Here is a 20,520-nt window from a genome sequence, read left to right on the forward strand (position 1 = left end):
CACCCGGCCCGCTTTGGGCACGGCAAAGGCGCGGAGGTGACCGTGAACACCGCTAAACCCGGGACCGCGTGGCCCAGCCCGCCGCCAGGTCGCGGTAGAGCGCGGAGCACTCCAGCAGCTCCGGGTGCGTGCCGCAGCAGGTACGCTCCCCGTCCAGCACCAGCACCCGCTCGGCACGGAGCGCCGAGCTGATCCGGTGCGCGATGACCACCAGCGCACCGCCGCGCCGGATGAAGGCACTCTCGGCCACCTCCTCGGCAGCCGGGTCCAGGTGACTGCCGGCCTCGTCCAGGACGGCCAGCGGCGCGGGGGAGAGATAGGCGCGGGCCAGCGCCAACTGCTGCCGTTCACCGGCCGAGAGCGCCACCGGGTCCACCCACCCGTCGAGTCCGCCCAGCCGCCGCACCAGCCCCTGGGCACCCACCGTCTCGACGGCGCTGAGCAGCACCGGACCCGGCAGCGGTCCGGGGTGCTCCGGCAGCAGACAGCACAGGTTGTCGCGCACGCCGCCGGTGAAGACGTACGACTCCTGGGGGATCAGCACCCGTTGCCCGGCCAATTGCTGCCCAGGCAGCGGCTGTTCGGGGGCGACCGGCTGTCCGTACAGCTTGATCTCACCGTCCGAGGGCCGCAGCAGTCCGGCCACCAGCAGGGCAAGTGTGGACTTTCCGGCGCCGCTGGGCCCGACGACCGCCAGCCGCCCGCCTGCCGGGACGGTGAGATCGAGCCCCGAAAGCACCGGCGCCGCCGCCGGGCCGTAGGCGAAGGTGACGCCCCGCAGTTCGAGTGCGGGAACTCCCCGCCCGGCCGCCGGAACAGCGGCCGCCCTACGAGGTCCCGGCAGGCTCGGCAAGGGCGTACCCGGCGCCTCCGGGCCCGGGTCGGGCGCACCCTCCCGCAGTCGGCCGATCACCACCGCGAGCCGGGCACCGGCGCCGCCCAGTCCGTGCACCAGGCTCTGCAGCGCGGGCAGCAGCGCCTGGGTGAGATACGTGAGCGCTCCCGCCAGCGCCCCGGCGCTCACCCCGTGCCGCAGCAGCCAGGGGGTGAGCAGCAGCAACAGCACCACGGGCAGCCGCCCGCCGAGGCCGAGAGCCACGGCGCGGGTGACGCCCCAGCGGGCGAGTGCGTCGGCCGCCCGCCGCTCCGCCGTCACGCGCCGTTCCACCGACCGGCATACCGTCTCCTCCGCACCGCACGCGGTCACGTCCCGCAGCGCGCGTACCGTTGTGCCCACCTCGCGTGCCAACTCCTCGTCGGCCACCAGGAAGTCCCGCTGTCTGCGGGCCAGCGGTCGCAGCGTCCCCGCGAAGACGGCGAGCCCCGCCACCAGCGGCGGTACGACGACGAGGAGCAGCACCGGCGCCAGCGCGGCCAGCCCCAAGGCAGCCCCCGCCAGCGTGAAGACGAACGAACGCGAGACCATCACCAGTCCGGCGAAGCTGTCCCGGGCTATCTCCACCTGGTGCGTCAGCCGGGAGACGACGCCGGTGCCGGACGCGTCACCCGCGCCACGCCCCGGCGCGCCGGTGGCTGCGACGGCCTCGTACAGTCCGCGCCCCACCACGCGGCGCACCAACTCGTCCCGCAGCGGTTCGGCGAGCGCCGCCACCTGGCGGTAGACCCGCGCCGTTCCCCACGCCCCCAGCAGCAGCCCCGAAGCGGCGCCGGACAGCCATGCCAGGCCCGTTGCCGGGCGGCCCGCCAGGAAACCGTCGTCCAGGGCGCGGGCGAGCGCGAAGCCCAGTGCGAAGGTGTGCGCCGCCTCCAGCACCGACCAGCCCGCGAGCGCCACCAGCACCCGGGGCCGCCGCAGCAGGAAGGCCGAACCTGCCCGCCCGAGCCCTCGCCGAGCACTGCGCGGCTCCGCCCGGAGGCGCGCCGTCGCCTTCCCCCTGTCCTTTCCGCTCCCCTTCCCGGACTCAGCCATCGCCGCTCCCGCTGCCGAACAGGGCCCGGTAGGCGGGCCGTTCCCACAGCTGCTCGTGCGGTGCCAGCGCACGAATCCGGCCACCGTCGAGCCAGGCCGTGAGGTCCGCGCGGGCGGCGGTCGAGGCGCGGTGCGCGACGACCAGCCGGGTACGCGGCCCCACGGCCCCTCCGTCCCCTCCGTCCGCGCCCCCCGGGCCCACCAGTGCCCGCGTCACCTTCAGCTCCGTCACCGTGTCCAGGCTGGAGGTGGCGTCGTCCAGGACGAGCACCCGGCAGCTTTGGGCGAGTGCGCGGGCGAGACCCAGGCGCTGCACCTCGCCACCGGAGAGCGGCGCCTGCTCGCAGGGGGTGTCGTAACCGTACGGCAGAGTGCGGACGAACTCCTCGGCGCAGGCGGCACGCGCCGCCGCCCGGATACGCGCCTCGCGGGCCGCCCCTTCGGCGAGGACGCCCGCGGCGACGGCGTCGCCGACGGTGGCGCCGAAGAGGACGGGGCGCTCGAACGCGAAGCCGACGGCCCGGCGCAGCGCCGCCGGGTCCAGCTCGGCCAGGTCGACGCCGTCCAGCAGCACCCGCCCGGCCTCCGGTTCGACGAGCCGCCCGGCGACCGCTGCCAGCAGCGACTTGCCGGAGCCGGACCGGCCGACCACCGCGACCGTCGTCCCGCCGGGCACCACGAGATCCACGCCGCGCAGCACCGCCTCCCCGCCGTACGAGGCCCGGACACCGCACAGTTCCAGCCGACCCGCACCGGTGCCCGCGGTGTGCTCCGGCACCATCCGCCGCCCGCCCGGCATGGGGGTGACGTCCAGCACCTCCGCCAGCCGCTGCGCCGCGGTCCGGGCGCGCACCAGGGCGTTGAGCTGTCCGACGAGCGTGCCTACGCCCGCCGCCAGAACGGCGTAGCGCGTGGCGGCGACCAGCCCGCCGACGCTCAGCTCGCCCTCGCTCAACAGCAGCCCGCCGACCGCGACCACCGCCACCTGGAGCAGCGGCACCAGTACGGTGGCCTGTGCGGTGGCGCGGCCCTGCACGTGCCACATGCGGTGTCCGTGCGCGGAGAGCTCCGCCAACGGCTCAAGCACCCGGGCCCGTTCGCGCTCCCGGATGCCGCCCGCCGCGATGGTGCGGGCCCCGGCCAGTGCCTCCACGAGCCGCCCCGCGAGCCGGGCCTGCGTCTCCTGATAGCGGGCGACACAGTCGGTCGAGGTACGGGAGAACGCGCGCAGCAGCAGCACCAGCAGCGGTGTGCCGGCGAGGAAGACGGCCGCGAGCCGCAGATCGAGCAGCGCGAGCGCCACCAGCGCCCCCACCGGCGTCACCGCGGCGGCCAGCGCCGACGCAACACTGCTGGGCCCCGTGCCCGCGTGCGCCGCGTTGCCGGTGCAGCGGGTGACCAGGTCGCCGTGGGCGAAGCGCTCCGCACGCAGCGGGCCGACCGCCAGCAGACGGCCGACGAGGCGGGAGCGCAGCCGCGCCGTGGTAAGGGAGTTGAGAGTGCCGGTGAGCACGGTGTCGGCGGCGTCCAGCCCCACCAGCGCACACGTCAGCACCGCGCATCCGGCGAGCCAGCGGGTCGCTTCCGCACTGCCGGCCCCTTCGCCGGCGAGCAGCAGGTCGAGAGTACGGCCGAGGGCGGCAGGCAGCGCCAGTCCGGCACCTGCTGCGGCAGTCGCCGAGAGAAAGAGCGCCACCGTACGCCACAGATGCGGGCGTGACGCGGTCAGCAGCAGCCGGTCGGCCGCCGCCGGGGCCACGCCGGTCCGCTGCCCGGAGACAGAAGAGCGCCCCTGGGCGGGGGCAGAACCCCGTCCAGGAGCACCGGATGTGTGTGTCACCCGGTCACAGGCACAGGAGCGTGCTGTGGGAGCTGTGCTTGTCGCACAGGAGGAGGCTCGCGCTGCTGTCGTCGCCGCCGCCGGTGCGCTCCTCGGGCTCCATCGTCTGCAGGTCGAGAAGTGCCATGGTGGTTTCCTTCCCTATCGGGGTGTTGGGTTGTGTGTGGTGCAGGGACGGTGGTGGTTCGGTACGGCCCCCGTCCCGGAGGCCGGTCTGTGAGCTGGCGTTGGGGACGCGCCCCGAAGGGACGCGGGGAACTGCGCGACTAGCCACAACGGACCCGCAGCCTGCGGACGTCGGACAGCGGCACCCCCTCGCCAGCAGATCCGCCGGACACGGCTATGGCGGCGACGGTGATGCGAGAAACGGCAAGCTCGGCAACGCCGTATCCGCGGCAGCGGCAGCGGCCCCCGCAGCGAGCAAACAGCCCGCCGTGCCGGTCGCCAGGTCCATCGACAGCCGCATCATCTGGTCGCCGGGGAAGGCGAGGCCCTCCCGGTAGGCCATGCCGTACCAGCCGAGCCCCGCGAGCTGCGCCTCCCGGTCGGCTTCGGTGACGCCCGGAGTGCTGGTCCTGCTGAGGTGCAGCAGCATTCCGGCGCGGCCCTGGAAGAGACCGGGCTGCGCGTAGTAGCGCATCCGGGCAGCGGGCAGGATCGCCTCCCGTGCGCGTGCGAACCCGGCGTGCTCCGGCCGGTGCCCGAGGAAGTCGTCCAGCACCATGGCGATACCCACGCTGCCCGCGCCCAGGTACGGCATGACGCGGCTGCCCTCGTCCACCTGCCAGGTCCCCGCACTGTCCTGGACGCAGTGCGCCAGATCGCGGTCGAGCGCGCGTTCCGCCAGATCGAGCAGCGCGGAATCGCCGTGCTGCTCGTACCGCCGCAGGAACAGCAGCGCAGCTCCGGTCGCACCGTGCAGCAGTCCGGCTCTGTTGACGCCCGGGGCCACGTCGTCCGGCTCGTCCAGCCGCTGGGCCAGCAGCTGTGCGGCCTCGTCGGAGGCGGAGCGCAGCTGTTGCTCTGCAGTGTCGTCAGCGAGCTGCTCCAGGGCGAGGCCGAGACCGGCGAGGCCGCCGTGCAGCGAGCTGCCCAGACGTTGCCATTTCTCCTCCAGCACCTGCTCGGTGAGCTCCAGCGCCCGCTTGGTGTGTCCGAACCGGGCCAGTACGCAGGCGACTCCGGGCAGTCCGTCGTAGAGCCCCAGCGGGGTGCCGCGCTGCGGGGGATCGGTATGCCGCAGCAGCCACTCCTCGCCTTCCGGGTACCGGCCCGCGCCGGTCTCGGCGAGTGCGTGCAGCACCCCGGCGGCACCGTGTGCCAGGCCGAGTCCGCCGCCGTCGCCGAACTGTGCGATGTCGCCGGGGAAGAGACGGTCGTCGCGCTCGGGCGTGGCCGAGGCGAGGATCGCCCGCGTCATCGCCGCACGCGCTGCCGGCCAGTCGCCGGGCGCGACGGGAGCAGCGGCGCGAACGGGCCGGCGAGGGGCGGGGGACCGGGCCGCGAGGGCGTCTGCAGCGGCGCGCGCAGTGGTGGCGGGACGGGAGGCCGGGTCCTCCGTGCGGGCACCCTCGATGGTGGCGACCGCCTCGGCCAGGAACCCCTCCGGGATGCCGGGGAACTGCTCGGCCGCGATCCCGGCCAGATGTGCTGCCTTGCCGCGGTCGACGGCCAGCAGCGTCGTCATCGGGACGAACAGCGCCAGCCGCAGACACGCCAGCGCGTAACGGTCGATGTCGTAGCGGGTACGGTCGGCCGGGGCGATGAAGCCGGGATGGGCGACGATCTGCCGCGGATCGTCCGCCGCGGGCGCGGCCGCCTCGAAGTCCAGCAGCGCGACGGACTGTTCGTCCGGCGCGACCATGATGTTGAACATGTGCAGGTCGTTGAAGACGATGCCCCGCTCGTGCACCGCCGCTACGGCCTGCTCCACCAGCCGGTGCATCCGCAGCGCCCACTCGGTGTACCGGGCCACCGCTTCCGGGTCGGGGTCGGCGCTCAGCAGCGGGTGACGCCTGGCGAAGAAGGAGTTGAGGGTCTCGCCCGCCAGCTCCTCCATCACCAGGAACCGGTGCCCGTCCAGCTCGAACCAGTCGCGTACGGCCGGAACCACCGGCAGCCCGGCGAGCCGGTCGAGCGCGGCCTTCTCCCGCTCCAGCCGCGCCACCGCGTCGGCGCCGTCGGCGGCGAGCCCGGCGTGCGGCCGGGCCTCTTTGAGCACGACCCGGCTCCCGTCGCGGGTGTCGGTACCGCCGTACACCCCACCGCCGTTGGAGAAGTGCAGGGCCCGCTCGATGCGGTACGGCAGCTCCGTCACACTGGCCGCGGCACGCGCCGCCAGCTGCGGGCGCAGGAACGCGGGCAGCTCCACGCCGTCCGGCACCCGGAACGCGGGGTCCTTGCGGTCGGGTACGAGCCGGCCGTGCGCGTCCTCCACGGCGGGCACGAGTATGCCCTGGCCGTCGACGCAGAAGCGCGGTGCGAAGCCCCCGTACCGTACGTGCAGCGGCCCTTCACGCCAGCGCAGGTCCGTGAGAATGTACGGGCCCGGTCGGCCGTCCAGTATTTCCCCCAACTCGCGCAAAATATTTTCGAGTTGCGCTTCGTCGGCCGGATAGATGGTGGCAAATTTCCCGCTCGTGCCACGCCCGGCGTATTTGGCATTGCGCAGATACAGCAGAGTGCGGTGCGGTACGAATTTGAAGGGAATTCCGCGGGGTACGCAGTAGTCCCGGACGGCCGTGCCGATCTCGTTCGCGTTCTCCAGCGTGGCCGAGGCGTGGATCTTCCAGCCCTGGAGCGGGAACTCGCCGGTCAGCGGGCGGAGTTCCAGCCAGTCGCCGGACCTGGTCTGCCGCCATCCGGCAGGCACCGGGCGGCGCGCCACCGGTAACTCTTCGGGATCCGGCTCCAGCGCTTCGTCGTCGCCCGGTGCGGAATGCGACAAGCGGTCCGGCGTGTCGTAGAAATACGGGTCGGCCAGACAGAATATCTCGTACCGCTTGTCCATCGTTTCCCTCCCCTGGGAACCACGGGATCAAGCGTGCAGTACGGGAAGGGGAATGGGTAGTCAATTCTGTCACGAACCGAATGTGAGAAACGCACGGGTTGTCCGTCGGCCATCCGCGGGGAGCGGCGTACCCGGTGGGGGCTGCGCCCTGTAAGGGATCAGGCCGCCGGATCGGCGCCGGGTTCCAAAGACCAGGCGCCCGCCAGCAGTTCCTCGACGAGCTCGTCCAGCTCCAGGCGGCGCTCCACCCGTTGCAGATCCGGGACCCGGGCCCGGGTGCTGACCTGGCGGGGGGCCAGCAGCGAGCAGCAGTCCTCGTCGGGCAGAACCGAGACGTCGGCGGTGCCGAGAGCGCGCGCCTCGTCGATGATCTCCTGTTTCTCCCAGCCCAGCAGCGGACGCAGCAGCGGTACCGATGCCGCCTCGTCGACGGCCGCCATGTTGGCCACTGTCTGGCTGGCCACCTGTCCCAGGCTGTCCCCGGTCACCAGCGCCTCGGCGCCCAGCCGCCGGGCCAGCGCGCTCGCCGCCCGCGCCATCAGCCTGCGCTGGGCGACCACCTGGAGCCGGCCGGCCCCCGCGATCGCGAGCTGCTTCTGTGCCTTGCCCAGCGGGACGACCCACAGGACGCGGTCCGGCTGGAAGCGGTTGAGCTCGCGGGCGAGCGCGTACGCCTTGTAGACGGAGGAGGCGTTGGTGTACGGAGCACCGGTGAAGTGCACGAAGTCGCAGGCCAGTCCGCGGCGCATGGCCCGGTAGGCGGCGACCGGCGAGTCGTAGCCCCCGGACAGCAGGGCCAGCGCCCGGCCGCTGGAGCCCACCGGCAGCCCGCCCTGGCCCGGCATCCGGCTCCAGGACAGATAGCTGGCGTGCCGGTCCACTTCCACCGCCAGCTGCACGTCCGGCGCCGAGAGGTCGACCCGCGCCCCCGTCTCCAGCCGCACCCGCTCACCGATGGCGACGGCCAGCTCGGAGGAGGTCAGCGGAAAGGACTTGTCCCGCCGCTTCGGACGTACGGCGAAAGTGACCTCTCCGCTGCCGTCGGTGCGCTCGTCCCGCGCCCGGCGCAGGGCACGCACCGCGTGGGCGCCGATGTCCTCGACGGTGCTGGGGATGCGCACGGCCGGCTGCACCAGGCTGAAGCCGATCACGCGGCGTACGCAGTCCACGAGTTCCTCCAGCGGAGGCGCGCCGCCCACCAGCGTGACGCTGCGGCCCTTCTCGACCCACGTCGGGCCGGGGAGCGTGCGCAGCGCATCCCGCAGGTTGCGGTACAGCAGCTCCTCGAAGCGGGCGCGGTTACGGCCGCGCAGAAAGACCTCGCCGTGCTTGAGCAGGACACACTCGCGCACATGCTCCGGCCCGGCCCGGCGCGCGTGTGTGTCGCTCGCCGGCGGCCCCTCGGGGCGGGGACGGGGTCCTGAGTCGGTCACGGAACTCTCCTCCTGACGACCAGGCTATGCGACCCCGCCCCCGTCCCGATCGCCCGCCTGCCGGCGTCCGCGCGCGAGAGTGGGCCGGGGGATGAGCGGCCGGGGCCCGCGCACATAATCGACGGAGCGTGCGCACAGCCAACCGGGCACACAACCGAGGGAGCAGCACATGGCCGAGGTCGTCGAGCTGGCCTACTACCCCGTCAAGGGGTGTGCCGCCGTCTCCACCAGGAGCGCGGTCATGCAGCCCGCCGGACTCACCCACGACCGCGGTTTCATGGTGATCTCGCCGCAAGGTGTGGGACGTACCCAGCGACGGGACCCGAAGCTCGCCGTCATCCGCCCCGAGGTGAGCGAAGGGGGACCGGGCGGTGAGCGGTTGACGCTGCGCGCGCCCGGCGCGGAGGCGTTGCACGTCGACGTGGAGCTCGAGGGAGAGCCGCGGGAAGTGGACATGCTGGGGCAGCCGCTGCGCGGTATCGACCAGGGCGCTGACGCCGCCGACTGGCTTTCGGAGGTGCTCGGCGCACCCAGCAGACTGGTCCGGGTCCCGCCCCGGAACGACAGGGTGACCGACGGTCTCACTCCCGGCACCTCCCGCTACGCCGACAGTTCAGCTATCCACCTCCTCTCGCGCGCCACCCTGGACCGGCTCAACGCGCGGCTCGCCGAACGCGGTGCAGCGCCGCTGCCGATGGCCCGCTTCCGCCCCAACGTCGTGGTGGACGGCTGGGACGCGGAACCCCACGCCGAGGACAGGGCACGACTGCTGCGGATCGGCGACGCGGAGCTGGGCTTCACCAAGCTCGCTGTGCGCTGTGCGGTCACGATGGTCGAACAGGGCTCCGGCAGCAAGGCGGGCCCGGAGCCCCTCCGCACCCTGGCGGCCTACCGGCGTTCCCCGGAAGGCGGCGTCACCTTCGGCGCCAAGTTCTCCGTGCTGCGGCCCGGGACGCTCGCGGTGGGGGACAAGGTCGAGGTGACCGCCTGGGCCGACGGCGAACCGGTGTAGCGCCGCTCCTCGCTCCGGCTCTGGCGGGCGGCGAGCCGCAGCAGGGCCCGCACATACCCGTTGTGGTGCGCGGGGCGGGCCGGCTCGCACCCGCAGCTGCGCTCCGCGTAATCCAGGCTGTCCTCCAGACAGGCGTCGTGCAGCGGGCCCCAGAACACCGGCCAGCTGAGGCGGGCCGCGCCGCGCGCCCTCATGGCCAGGGTGTGCCGCAGCAGCGTTCGGTCGCCGTCCGCCGCGAACACCGCGTACTCGTGGAAGCCGTCGAAGCCCCGCGGAGCGGTGAAGGTGAAGCGCACCCAGGTGCCGGGAACGTGCGTGGCGACCGTGTAGCGCACCGGGCCGTGGCCGCCCGCGGCGCCTTCCCCCAGTGGCCGGTCGAACGCCATGGCAGGCCAGCCGCGCGGCCACAGCCGGTCGTCGTCGCCGGCCAGCGAGTCGAGCAGGGCACCCACCTGGCGCGGCGGTGCGGACAGTAGCCGTTCGTGCACGTTGTAGACGTCCATCGGACCTCCATAGGGCTTGCGAAGCAGTTTTAGAGAGTGCTCTCTAATACGAGCAGGCTACCCTCCCGACCATGGCGAGGCCACCCCGATTCGACACCGAACAGCTCCTCGATGCCGCCGTCCGGCTGGCTGCCGCATCCGGTCCGGCAGGCGTGACCATGGCAGCCGTCGCCAAGGAGGCGGGCGCGCCGAGCGGCTCCCTCTACCACCGCTTCGCCGGACGGAACGCGCTGCTGGCCGAGGTGTGGCTGCGTACCGTCGAACGTTTCCAGGAGGGCTATCTACGCGTCCTCTCCGCGCACGACGATGTGCGGCAGGGCGCCTGCGCCGCCACCCGGCATGTCGTCGTCTGGTGCCGTGCCCACCCCGACGAGGCAGCCGTGCTCCTCTGCGGCCCGGGCGACTTCGGGCGGGAGGAGTGGTCGGACGAACACCGATCACGCGCCGACCGGGGCAACCGGCGGATGTTCGCCGCAATCGGCTCCCTGACCACGGCGCTGGGCGCGGAGGGCCCCGAGGACGCCGAACGCCTCAGCCTCGCCCTGATCGACCTTCCGCTCGCCGTCGTCCGGCGCCATCTGGGGAACGGCGGCACCCTTCCCGCGCACGCCGAGACTCTCGTCGAGGACTGCGCGGCAACCCTCGTCGACACCCTGCCCGGATCCGACGGGGCGGCCCGGCGCGGAAAGGGCGGTCCGCGGGAACAGCGGTAAGGGCGGGGGCGGAAGTTGAGGCGGAGGCCGAGGTGGTGCGCAACCATGAGGGCATGGCTTCTCAATCAGCACAGGGGGACCGCGGACGGCGCGCCCTCCAGCTCACGCTCGGGACCCTCGCCGCGATCCCGTTCGCTTCCGGTACGGCCGGGATGCTCGCCGGCCCCTCAGCGCTTCCCGGGCAGAGCGGGCAGGTCAGCGCGACGCTCGACAGCGAGTACCGCTTCGTCAACGCCTTCTGGCTGGCAGCCGCACCGCTCATCTGGTCCTCGCTGCCCCGCGTGGAACAGCGCGGCGGCGTGCTGCGCCTGGTGCTCGGCACCGCGTTCGCCGGCGGCATCGGACGCGTGGTCTCCTGGCGTAGGACAGGCCGCCCGTACCCGACGATGATCGCCGCGCTCGGCCTCGAACTGGTCGCCGTCCCCGGCCTGCTGGCCTGGCAGGCAGCAGTCGCCAAGGCGGCCCGCGCCCAGCAGGCACCCGCTCGGCGGACACCCGCCGCGGCGGCACGGTGAACCGGGCCGCCGTCCACCGCTGATCGCCGACTGATGACAGCTGACCACTGACCGGGCGCAACGCAAAGAGCCCCCGTCGGACAGCACATCCGCTGTCCGACGGGGCGTCTTCGGCAGGCTCAGGCGTTCGGCGGCTTGATCCACCCCTTTTTCACCAGCTGGTCGCAAATGTGCTTGGCCCTTGCGTCACTGGCCTTGTGCTGCTTCTTCACCTCTTTGATGCAGTCGACGTACGGGAAAGGCGGCTTGCCGGCCTGCGCCTGGGTGTGGGACGTGGCGGCGGCCTGTCCGGTCGCCAGCAGTACGCCGCTCATCGCAACGGCTGCTGCCAGCGCGATACTCCTCCGTGTCAACGAGTTCTCCTCTCCTCGCTCCGGAACCCAGTGCTCCGGATTCGCACTGGCTCCAACGATCAAGCTGCGGATCGGCAACGAGGCACCACCCGGCCTGACGCGCACGTTTCTCCGCTCCGTTGCCCGGCAACCCGGTCCCGGCTGCCGGGGTCGGGCCAGTGCGCCGGCGGCCCCGGGCTCCGCCCGGGACCACCGAACACTGAGGTTGAGAGGGCACGTGTCCATATCCGAGAACGCCACAGGAAACGCCACGGGCAACGCGGCCACGCAGGAGGAGAAGAACGTCTTCGTCCTGGGCATGGACGACGCCAACCGCACCACCCTGGAAGCGGTCCCCGACGCGGCGCGCTACCGCTTCCATCCGCTGCTGGCCCCGGAGGAACTGCAGGGGGACGGGATCTCGGTGCCCGCGCTGCTGGACCGGGCGCGGGGCGTCCTGGACTCCTTCGACGGCCGCGTCGACGCCGTCGTCGGGTACTGGGACTTCCCCGTCAGCACCATGATCCCGCTGCTGGCCGAGCAGTACGGCACACGCAGCACCAGCCTGGACTCGGTCGTCAAGTGCGAGCACAAATACTGGAGCAGGCTGGAGCAGCAGCAGGTCATCGACGAGGTGCCGAGGTTCGGCCGGGTGGACCTGGACGCCGCGCAGCCGGAGCCGCCCGCCGGGGTGCGCTTCCCGATGTGGGTCAAACCGGCGCTGTCCTACTCGTCGGAACTGGCCTACGGAGTGGCGGACCTGGAGGAGTTCCGCACGGCCGTCGACAAGATCCGCGAGGGCATCACCCGGCTCGGCGAGCCGTTCGAGTACGTGCTCGACCAGATCGAGCTCCCGGACGAGATGGCCCGGGTGGGCGGCATGGTCTGTCTCGCCGAGGAGAGGCTGACCGGCCTCCAGGTCGCCGTCGAGGGCTATGTGCACCAGGGCGCCGTCACCGTCTACGGGGTGCTCGACTCCATCAACTACCCCGACACACCCTCCTTCCTGCGGCACCAGTACCCCAGCAGGCTCCCGGAGCCCGTCCAGGAGCGGCTGGCCGAGGTCTCCCGGCGCGTCGTCCGGCAGATCGGGATGGACGCCGCCACGTTCAGCATCGAGTTCTTCTACGACCCAGGGAAGGACGAGATCAAGCTACTGGAGATCAACCCGAGGCACTCCCAGTCACACGCCGAGCTGTTCGGCTACGTGGACGGCGTCCCCAACCACCACTGCATGCTCGCCCTCGCCCTCGGCCGGGACCCCGCCCTTCCGCACCGCGCGGGCCCCTACCTGTGCGCGGCCAAGTGGTACCACCGCTGGTTCACCGACGGGGTGGCCCGGCAGGTGCCCTCCGACGAGGAGGTCGCCAGGGTGGAGGAGGAGATTCCCGGCGTGCGCATCGACGTGGTGCCCGACGAGGGCCAGCGGCTGCGGAACCTTGCACAGCAGGACAGCTACAGCTACGAGATCGCGCACATCTTCACCGCCGGGGAGGACGAGACCGAACTGCGAGAGAAGTACGACCGCGCCATCGCGGCCCTGGGTCTGCACGGCACGGCGCCGACCGGCACAGCCCTCGGCGATGCGCCCCGGCGCGCCCCGAAGGGGCGCGGGGAACTGCGCGACCAGCCACAACGCGCCGGCAGCCTGGGGCGAACCGGCAGGGGCACCCCCTTCCAGAACAGGGCAACCCCGATGCCGGGTACGCAGGATCCGCGGGGCAAGCCCTAACGCGCAGCACCATCGTCGAGCGGAGACCGCGCCATGCGCAGCGTGCACAACCTGCCCTACGAGACCAAGGAAGAGCCCACCACCGTGCCGCTCCCGGACGGCACCCGGCTGTCGGCCCGGGTGTGGCGTCCCGTCTGTTCGGACGAGGAGCCCTTGCCGGCGGTGCTGGAGTACATCCCCTACCGGCAGCGCGATCTGACCGCCGTACGGGACTCGATCCACCACCCCTACATCGCGGGCCACGGCTACAACTGCGTGCGTGTCGACCTGCGCGGCACCGGGGACTCCGACGGAGTGCTCGGGGACGAGTATCTGGAGCAGGAGCAGCAGGACGCCGAGGCCGTCCTCGAATGGCTGGCCGCACAGCCCTGGTGCGACGGCACCACCGGAATGATGGGCATCTCCTGGGGTGCCTTCGCCGCCCTCCAGGTAGCGGCGCGCCGGCCGGAGAGCCTGCGCGCCATCGTCATCGCCTCGTTCACCGACGACAGGTACGCCGACGACATGCACTACATGGGCGGCACGCTGCTGTCGGACAACCTGGCCGAGGCAGGCACCATGTTCGCCTACAGCACCTGTCCGCCCGACCCCGCTGTCGTCGGGGACCGCTGGCGCGACATGTGGTTCGAGCGGCTGGAGCACAGCGAGCCGTGGGTACTGGAGTGGCTGCGCCACCAGCGGCGCGACGACTACTGGCGGCACGCCTCGGTCTGCGAGGACTACCAGGCCGTGCGCTGCCCGGTGCTGGCCTCCAGCGGCTGGGCCGACGGGTACTCCAACGCCGTCACCCGGCTTCTCGCCCACTTGGACGTCCCGCGTAAGGGCCTCATCGGCCCCTGGTCGCACAAGTTCCCGCACCTGGGCGAGCCGGGCCCGGCCATCGGCTATCTCCAGGAGGTCGTCCGCTGGTGGGACCACTGGCTCAAGGGCGTCGACAACGGCGTCATGGAAGGCCCCATGCTGAGCACCTGGATGCAGGACAGCGTGCCTCCGTCCACCGCCTACGAGGAGCGGCCCGGCCGGTGGGTGGTGGAGCCGGAGTGGCCCTCGCCGCACGTCACGGAGATCGACCACCCGCTGTCCCGCTACCGCATCTGCTCCCCGGAGGAGCAGAACGAGGCAGCGCCGGGAGCGGCGCTGACGGTGCGCTCGCCGCTGTCGGTCGGCCAGTTCGCGGGCAAGTGGGCCTCCTACAACGCGCCTCCGGACCTGCCCTACGACCAGCGGGAGGAGGACGGCGGGTCATTGGTCTTCGAGACGGCGCCGCTCACCGAGCGGCTGGAGATCCTCGGCTCGCCGAGCGTCGAGTTGGAGCTGTCGGTCGGCGAGCCGGTGGCGCAGGTCGCCGCGCGGCTGTCCGATGTGGCGCCCGACGGCAGCGCCACCCGTATCACCTACGGCCTGATGAACCTCACCCGCCACAGCGGTACCGACGACCCCGAGCCGCTGGAGCCCGGCCGCCGCTACCGGGCCACCGTGCAGCTCAACGGGGTGGCACAGGCGTTCCCGCCGGGCCACCGCATCCGGCTCTCCCTGTCCACCTCGTACTGGCCGCTGGCCTGGCCGCCGCCCAGGCCCTCGCTGCTGAGCGTGTACGAGAACTCCAGCATCCTCACCCTGCCGGTGCGCACCCCGCAGGAGGAGGGAGAGGCACCGCGCGGTCTGTTCGGCGAACCGGAGGGGGCGCCGCCGCTGGCCACCAGCACGCTCAGGTCCCCGGAGGAACGCTGGGACGTCAAGCGCGATCTGATCGGCTACCACCAGGAGTTGGAGATCGTGAAGGACCGGGGGATGGAGCGGCTGGACCACATCGGGCTGGAGGTCGGTCGCCGCGCCTACGAGCGGTATACGGCGATTGCCGACGACTTCACCTCCGTGGCCGGCGAGTCCGTCTGGACGATGACGTTCCGGCGCGACGGCTGGGAGACGCAGACCGCTACCCGTACGGTGCTGACCTGCACCGAGAGCGCGTTCCACATACACGCCACGCTGGACGCCTACGAGTCGGGAAACCGCGTCTTCTCCCGCACCTGGAACGAAGCGGTACCCCGGGACTGCCTCTAGGGCACAACCGCGCCCCGCCCCTGACCAGAAGAGCTCACCCCCTCACGGCACCACCACAATCTTGCGGCCCTTGCCTTCAGCGAAGCGCCCCAGTGCCTGCGGATAGGAGGCCAGCGGCATCCGGTCGGAAATGAACACCTCCGGGTCGAGAATTCCGCCCGCGAACAGCTCGGCTGCACGCTCGTAGCTGTGCAGCACGGCCATGGAACCGGTGATGGTGATCTCCTGGTTGTAGATGCGGTACGGCTCGATGGTGGCCCGTGTCGCGTAGTCGGAGACGCCGAACTGCAGGAACGTGCCTGCCTTGGCGACCCGGCCCAGGCCGTCCTGGATGGCGGCCGCGTTGCCCGTCGCGTCCACCACCAGGTCCCAGCCGTCGGGCCGGTCCAGCTCCTCGGCGGTGGCCGCCGTGCCGCTGCACCCCAGCTTGCGGGCCGTGGCCAGCCGGTCGGGATTGAGGTCGAGCACCTCCACACTGGCCGCACCGGTCCGCTTGGCCAGCTCCAGCATCATCAGCCCCATGGTCCCCGAGCCGTAGATCAGCACATGGGAGCCGAGCTGGCTCTTGAGCACGTCGTAACCGCGTACCGCGCAGGACAGCGGCTCGATAAGGGCGGCGTCCTGGGCACGTACGTGCTCGGGCAGGCGTACACAGTTGGCGACGGGTGCGACGGCGTACTCGGCGGCGCCGCCCGCGCGGGACACGCCGATCGCCGCCCACCGGTCGCACAGGTTGTTGTGGCCGCGTCGGCAGTAGCGGCATTCGTGGCAGTACAGCGACGGGTCGACGGCCACCTGATCGCCCTCGGCCAGCTCGGTCACCTCGCTGCCCAGCGCCACCACTTCCCCGGCGAACTCATGCCCGGGCACCAGCGGCAGCGAGGGGGCGAACTCGCCCTGGAGGATGTGCAGATCGGTGCCGCACAGCCCGCAGGCCGCGACCTTCACCACCACCTCGCGGGGTCCGGGGGCCGGGTCGGGAATCTCCGTCAGGGACACCTTGCCCACGGACTCGACGAGTGCGGCCTTCATTTCACAGCTCCTAGCGACAGGCCCTGGACCAGCTTGTCCTGGGCGGCGAACCCCGCGGCGAGCACCGGCAGGGAGATCACGAGAGACGCGGCGCACACCTTGGCCAGGAAGAGCCCCTGACTGGTGATGAAGCCGGTCAGGAAGACGGGCGCGGTCTGCGCCACGACCCCCGTCAGCACCCGCGCGAACAACATCTCGTTCCAGGAGAAGATGAAACAGATCAGCGAGGTGGCCGCGATGCCGGGCGCGGCGACCGGCGCGACGACCCGGGTGAGGACGGTGGGCAGTCGTGCCCCGTCGATCTGTGCCGCCTCGATCAGCGCGGTCGGCACTTCGGCGAGGAAGGACTGCATCATCCACACCGCGATCGGCAGGTTCATCGACGTGTAGAGGATGACGAGCAGCCATATGTTGTCGAGGAAGCCGGTGTTCTTCGCGAACAGGTAGATCGGCAACAGTCCGGCGACGATCGGCAGCATCTTCGTCGACAGGAAGAAGAACAGCACGTCGGTCCACTTGCGTACGGGCCGGATGGACAGCGCGTACGCGGCCGGCAGCGCCAGAAGCAGCACCAGCAGGGTGGAGAAGACCGAGGCCATCAGCGAGTTGGCCAGCGCGGGCCACGGTGCGGCGCCGCCGCCAGCGCCGAAGAACTCCCGGTAGCCGTCCAGCGTCAGCGGCGCCGCGAGCGAGGGCGGGTTGGTGGCGGCGTCCGACTCCGAGTGCAGCGAGGTGAGCACCATCCAGGCGATCGGCAGCACGAACAGCAGCCCGCACACCCAGGCCAGCAGGCCCAGCGCGGCGTTCTTCCGGCGGACACTTCTCGGCGCGGCGGACGAAGCCTTCGGCGGCGCCGCGGACGGTGCCGCCTCCGGTGCGCCTGTGGTCAGAGCGCTCATGCGCGGACCTCCTCGCGGAACAGGGACGAGACCACCCGCAGCGCGAGGGTGGCGATGAGCAGGGAGCCGATGACGACGAGCACCCCGGCGGCCGAGGCCAGGCCGTACTCATGGCCTTGGTAGAAGGTCTGGTAGATGGTGTACGGCAGGTTCGCGGTGCCCAGCCCGCCGGAGGTGATGGTGAAGACGGCGTCGAAGTTCTGCACGATGTAGATCGACCCCAGCAGCGCGCCCAGCTCCAGATAGCGGCGCAGATGCGGCAGCGTCAGATAGCGGAAGATCTGCCAGGCCCCGGCCCCGTCGATCCGTGCCGCCTCGATGGCGTCGGCGGGACGGCTCTGCAGCCCTGCGAGCAGGATCAGCATCATGAACGGCGTCCACTGCCAGATCAGCGCCACCTGCACTGCGCCCAGCGGCATTTCAGCCACCCAGTCCGGCTGCGGCGCCTTCTCCCCGAACAGCCAGCTGAGCGCACCGTTGAACAGCCCGTACTCAGGGTTGAAGAGCACGTGCTTCCACAGCAGTGCGGCGGCCACCGGCACCAGCAGGAACGGTGCGATCAGCAGGGTGCGCACCAGTCCGCGTCCCCGGAAGCTCCGGTCGAGCAGCAGCGCAAGCAGCAGCCCCAGTACGAGACTGGCCAGTACGACGACGGCGGTCAGCAGCGCGGTGGTCAGCACCGAGTCGCGCAACTCGGGGTCGCCGAGCACCTCCTGGTAGTTCTCGAAGCCGCCGAAGGACCGCGCTTCGGGATAGAGCGCGTTCCAGTCGAAGAACGAGACCACCAGCGTGGCCACGAACGGCAGTTGGGTGACGACGATCATGAAGACCAGCGCGGGCAGCAGCGGAGCCCGGGTGACCCAGGCCCGCAGCCGGTTCGGCGGTCCTTTCGGTGCGGCGGTTGCCGGCGGAGCGGTCGGTACGGGCTTGTCCTCGTGCGCGCCCGGGGCCGGAGTGGTGGTCGGAGTGCTCATCGGCCTCTTCCCTCGTAGTCGTCGGAGACCTCCTGCGCCAGCTGCTGGGCCTTCTGCAGCGCCTTGTCCACCGACTGGCGGCCCGCGATGGCGGCGCTGATCTCATGGGAGACCTTGGTGCCGAGGTCGGAGAACTCGGGGATGTCCACGAACTGGATGCCGATCGTGGGGCGCTTCTGCACGCCCGGGTTCCGGGGCTCGGCCTCGGTGATGGCCTCGCGGGTGACCTCGTGGAAGGCGCCGGCGGCCTTCTTGTACTCGGGCAGCTCGTACGTCGAGGCCCGCTTGCCCGCCGGGACGTTGGCCCAGCCGAATTCCTTGCCGACGAGCTTCTCGTACTCCTTGCCGGACGCCCAGGAGATGAACTTCCACGCCTTGTCCGGGTTGCGGCTCGCCTTCTGGAGGCCCCAGGCCCAGGAGTAGAGCCAGCCCGAGCTCTTCGTCTTGACGACCGGCGCGGGCACGTAGCCGATCTTCCCCTTCACCTTGGACTTCGCGCTCTCCAGGGAGCCGGCGCCCGCCGTCGCGTCGTACCACATGGCCGTCTTGCCCTGGGTCATGTTGTTGAGACACTCGGCGTAGCCGGACTGGGCTGCCCCGGACTCGCCGTGCTTGCGCACCAGGTCGACATAGAACTTGGTCGCCTTGCGGAACGCGGGATCGTTCAGCCGTGCTTTCCAGTCCTTGTCGAACCAGGTTCCGCCGTAGGTGTTCACGACGGTCGTCAGCGGGGCGACGAGCTCACCCCAGCCGGGCAGTCCGCGCAGACAGATGCCCTTCATGCCGTGCTCGGCACCGTCCGCCTCGGCCGCGAGCTCGGCCACCTGCGGCCAGGTGGGGTGCTTGGGCATCTTCAGGCCCTCCCGCTCGAAGACGTCCTTGCGGTACATCAGGAAGGACGACTCGCCGTAGAAGGGCTGCGCGTAGACCTGGCCGTTCTCGCCGCTGAGCGATTCGCGCACCGACGGGAGGATGTCCTGCTGGTCGAAGCCCTTGTCCTTGCGCGTGTACGGGGTCAGCGAGCGCAGCCAGCCGTTCTTGGCGAAGATCGGCGTCTCGTAGTTGCTGAGCGTCGCCACGTCGTACTGCCCGGCCTGGTTGGCGAAGTCCTGGCTGATCTTGTCGCGGACGTCGTTCTCCGGCAGCACCGTGAAGTTGACCTTGATGCCGGTCTCTTTGGTGAAGTGCTTGGCGGTGAGCTTCTGGAGCTCCAGCATCTGCGGGTTGTTCACCATCAGGACGTTGATCGTGTCGCCTCCGGAGCCGAGAGCGCCTGCCCCCGCGCAGGCGGACAGCGCGAGCAGTACGCCCGCCGTGCCGGCGGCGGTGGCGGCCCTGACCGCCCTGGCCCGTCGTGGTCGGCTACGTATCCGGCCCTGCGGACTGCTCTGACAGCGCATGTGAACTCCTGGCGAATCGTGATATTCCGGTCAATCGCGGGCGCACGGCACGGCCGCCCGTGCCGAGCTGGGGAGCGGGTCAGGCCCTGATGACCTGCGGCCCGCGCAACGCGTAGCGGTGTGCCTCCGGCGCGGGCAGACCCGTCGAGGTGACCAGCGCCTCGAAGTCACCCACCTCGGCGAAGCGGCAGAAACTCACCGCGCCGAACTTCGTGTGCGGCCCCGCGAAGACCCGCCGCCGCGCGGCCCGCACCGCCTGGGCCTTGACCTCGCTGACGGCCGGGTCCGGGGTGGTCAGCCCGTGTTCCCGGGAGATGCCGTTGGCCCCCACGAAGGCCAGATCGATGACGAACCCGGCGAGCATCTTCGTCGTCCAGTGCTCCACGGTTGCCAGCGTTCCGCCGCGTACCCGCCCGCCGAGCAGCAGTACGGTGAACTCCCCGGCCGTCGCCAGCACGCTCGCCACCGGCAGCGAGGCCGTCACCACGGTCAGCTGCCGGTCCCGCGGCAGCGCCTCCGCGATGAGCTGCGGGGTGAATCCCTCGTCGATGAAGATCGTCTCCGCGTCCCCGAGCAGCTCGACGGCCGCCGAGGCAATCCGCCGCTTCTCGGGCACATGCATGGTGGTGCGGTACGCGAGCGTCGTCTCGAACCCGGCGCTCTCCACCGGATAGGCGCCGCCGTGCGTCCGGCGCAGCAGCCCGTGCTGCTCCAGCACGCGCAGATCGCGGCGCACCGTCTCCTTGGCCACACCCAGTTCCGCAGCCAGCTGGGCCACCTCGACGGAGCCCAGCCGTCGTGCCGTACCGACGATCTGCCGCTGTCGCTCCGCCGCGCTCATGACTCCCGCGCCCCTCTCCGTTCGGTCACGGACCTGCCCGTTCCTGCCCGTGTTGAGAGTTGTACCTCGCCCCGGGCCGGAGCGGCCAGCCTTGCGGCGGAAGAGTTCATGGCCACTTGTGCCCGTTCCCGCGTCGCACGGAAGCGCTCGTGACCAGCACTTTCGATGCCGACCGCCGCAGGACGCCGCCCGTTCCGGGCAGCTGTTCGCCCGTTCGGTGTCCGTTCCGTCGCGGAGCCGTACGGTCACGCGGCGGCTTGGCTCCGACCCTCGGCGCGGGGGTTAGGTTC

General features: G+C 71.5%; 16 protein-coding genes and 1 pseudogene. 5 read left to right on the forward strand and 12 right to left on the reverse strand.

Annotated elements, in window-relative coordinates:
* Positions 1-52 precede the first annotated feature (52 nt).
* The 5 genes from ACTWQF_RS24090 to thiI form a co-directional block, all read right to left on the reverse strand.
* Positions 53-1,930: an ATP-binding cassette domain-containing protein gene (locus ACTWQF_RS24090; protein WP_443281729.1), complete on the reverse strand. Its 1,878-nt coding sequence runs from the start codon at positions 1,928-1,930 to the stop codon at positions 53-55.
* On the reverse strand, positions 1,923-3,770 hold the full coding sequence (locus tag ACTWQF_RS24095) for an ABC transporter ATP-binding protein (protein ID WP_443281730.1): 1,848 nt from the start codon (positions 3,768-3,770) through the stop codon (positions 1,923-1,925). Before ACTWQF_RS24095 ends, ACTWQF_RS24090 begins: the two co-directional genes overlap by 8 nt.
* A gap of 4 nt (positions 3,771-3,774) precedes the next feature.
* Positions 3,775-3,897, reverse strand: coding sequence for a SapB/AmfS family lanthipeptide (locus tag ACTWQF_RS24100; RefSeq protein WP_016471140.1), 123 nt, complete (start codon positions 3,895-3,897; stop codon positions 3,775-3,777).
* A 213-nt stretch (positions 3,898-4,110) separates the two neighbouring features.
* Complete coding sequence (gene lanKC / locus ACTWQF_RS24105; protein WP_443281731.1) at positions 4,111-6,780, reverse strand: class III lanthionine synthetase LanKC; 2,670 nt, start codon at positions 6,778-6,780, stop codon at positions 4,111-4,113.
* Between the two features lie 158 nt (positions 6,781-6,938).
* The gene (gene thiI, locus ACTWQF_RS24110; RefSeq protein WP_443281850.1) at positions 6,939-8,132 is read right to left on the reverse strand and encodes a tRNA uracil 4-sulfurtransferase ThiI; all 1,194 of its coding nucleotides are present in this window, start codon (positions 8,130-8,132) and stop codon (positions 6,939-6,941) included.
* Positions 8,133-8,382: 250 nt separating this feature from the next.
* Between thiI and ACTWQF_RS24115 the strand changes: the two genes are divergently transcribed.
* Complete coding sequence (locus ACTWQF_RS24115) at positions 8,383-9,225, forward strand: MOSC domain-containing protein (protein ID WP_443281732.1); 843 nt, start codon at positions 8,383-8,385, stop codon at positions 9,223-9,225.
* Positions 9,226-9,248: 23 nt separating this feature from the next.
* Here ACTWQF_RS24115 and ACTWQF_RS24120 read toward each other — a convergent pair.
* A pseudogene (locus ACTWQF_RS24120) lies at positions 9,249-9,728 on the reverse strand (SRPBCC family protein); the annotation flags it as partial.
* A 71-nt stretch (positions 9,729-9,799) separates the two neighbouring features.
* Here ACTWQF_RS24120 and ACTWQF_RS24125 point away from each other — a divergent pair.
* Both ACTWQF_RS24125 and ACTWQF_RS24130 read left to right on the forward strand, forming a co-directional pair.
* On the forward strand, positions 9,800-10,441 hold the full coding sequence (locus tag ACTWQF_RS24125; protein ID WP_443281733.1) for a TetR/AcrR family transcriptional regulator: 642 nt from the start codon (positions 9,800-9,802) through the stop codon (positions 10,439-10,441).
* Between the two features lie 53 nt (positions 10,442-10,494).
* Positions 10,495-10,956, forward strand: coding sequence for a DUF4345 domain-containing protein (locus ACTWQF_RS24130; RefSeq protein WP_443281734.1), 462 nt, complete (start codon positions 10,495-10,497; stop codon positions 10,954-10,956).
* Between the two features lie 119 nt (positions 10,957-11,075).
* On the opposite strand, the gene ACTWQF_RS24135 is transcribed toward ACTWQF_RS24130, so the two are convergent.
* On the reverse strand, positions 11,076-11,309 hold the full coding sequence (locus ACTWQF_RS24135) for a hypothetical protein (protein ID WP_443281735.1): 234 nt from the start codon (positions 11,307-11,309) through the stop codon (positions 11,076-11,078).
* 298 nt (positions 11,310-11,607) lie between these two features.
* Here ACTWQF_RS24135 and ACTWQF_RS24140 point away from each other — a divergent pair, with 298 nt between their 5' ends.
* Together ACTWQF_RS24140 and ACTWQF_RS24145 are read left to right on the forward strand one after the other, a co-directional pair.
* Complete coding sequence (locus ACTWQF_RS24140) at positions 11,608-13,020, forward strand: ATP-grasp domain-containing protein (RefSeq protein WP_443281851.1); 1,413 nt, start codon at positions 11,608-11,610, stop codon at positions 13,018-13,020.
* 33 nt (positions 13,021-13,053) lie between these two features.
* Complete coding sequence (locus tag ACTWQF_RS24145) at positions 13,054-15,084, forward strand: CocE/NonD family hydrolase (protein ID WP_443281736.1); 2,031 nt, start codon at positions 13,054-13,056, stop codon at positions 15,082-15,084.
* Positions 15,085-15,126: 42 nt separating this feature from the next.
* Here the strand turns inward: ACTWQF_RS24145 and ACTWQF_RS24150 are convergent, their stop codons facing one another.
* The 5 genes from ACTWQF_RS24150 to ACTWQF_RS24170 form a co-directional block, all read right to left on the reverse strand.
* Positions 15,127-16,116: a zinc-dependent alcohol dehydrogenase family protein gene (locus ACTWQF_RS24150; RefSeq protein WP_443281737.1), complete on the reverse strand. Its 990-nt coding sequence runs from the start codon at positions 16,114-16,116 to the stop codon at positions 15,127-15,129.
* Positions 16,113-17,015 (reverse strand): carbohydrate ABC transporter permease, encoded by a 903-nt coding sequence (locus tag ACTWQF_RS24155; RefSeq protein ID WP_443281738.1) that lies wholly within the window; start codon positions 17,013-17,015, stop codon positions 16,113-16,115. The genes ACTWQF_RS24150 and ACTWQF_RS24155 overlap by 4 nt, the downstream gene beginning before the upstream one ends.
* A complete protein-coding gene (locus ACTWQF_RS24160) occupies positions 17,012-17,989 on the reverse strand; it encodes a carbohydrate ABC transporter permease (protein ID WP_443281739.1) in 978 nt (325 codons plus the stop codon). Before ACTWQF_RS24160 ends, ACTWQF_RS24155 begins: the two co-directional genes overlap by 4 nt.
* Complete coding sequence (locus ACTWQF_RS24165) at positions 17,986-19,389, reverse strand: ABC transporter substrate-binding protein (RefSeq protein ID WP_443281740.1); 1,404 nt, start codon at positions 19,387-19,389, stop codon at positions 17,986-17,988. The genes ACTWQF_RS24160 and ACTWQF_RS24165 overlap by 4 nt, the downstream gene beginning before the upstream one ends.
* 79 nt (positions 19,390-19,468) lie before the next feature.
* The gene (locus tag ACTWQF_RS24170; RefSeq protein ID WP_443281741.1) at positions 19,469-20,230 is read right to left on the reverse strand and encodes a DeoR/GlpR family DNA-binding transcription regulator; all 762 of its coding nucleotides are present in this window, start codon (positions 20,228-20,230) and stop codon (positions 19,469-19,471) included.
* Positions 20,231-20,520: the final 290 nt, after the last annotated feature.

The organism is Streptomyces sp. 8N114 (assembly GCF_052245835.1).
Taxonomy (GTDB): Bacteria; Actinomycetota; Actinomycetes; order Streptomycetales; family Streptomycetaceae; genus Streptomyces.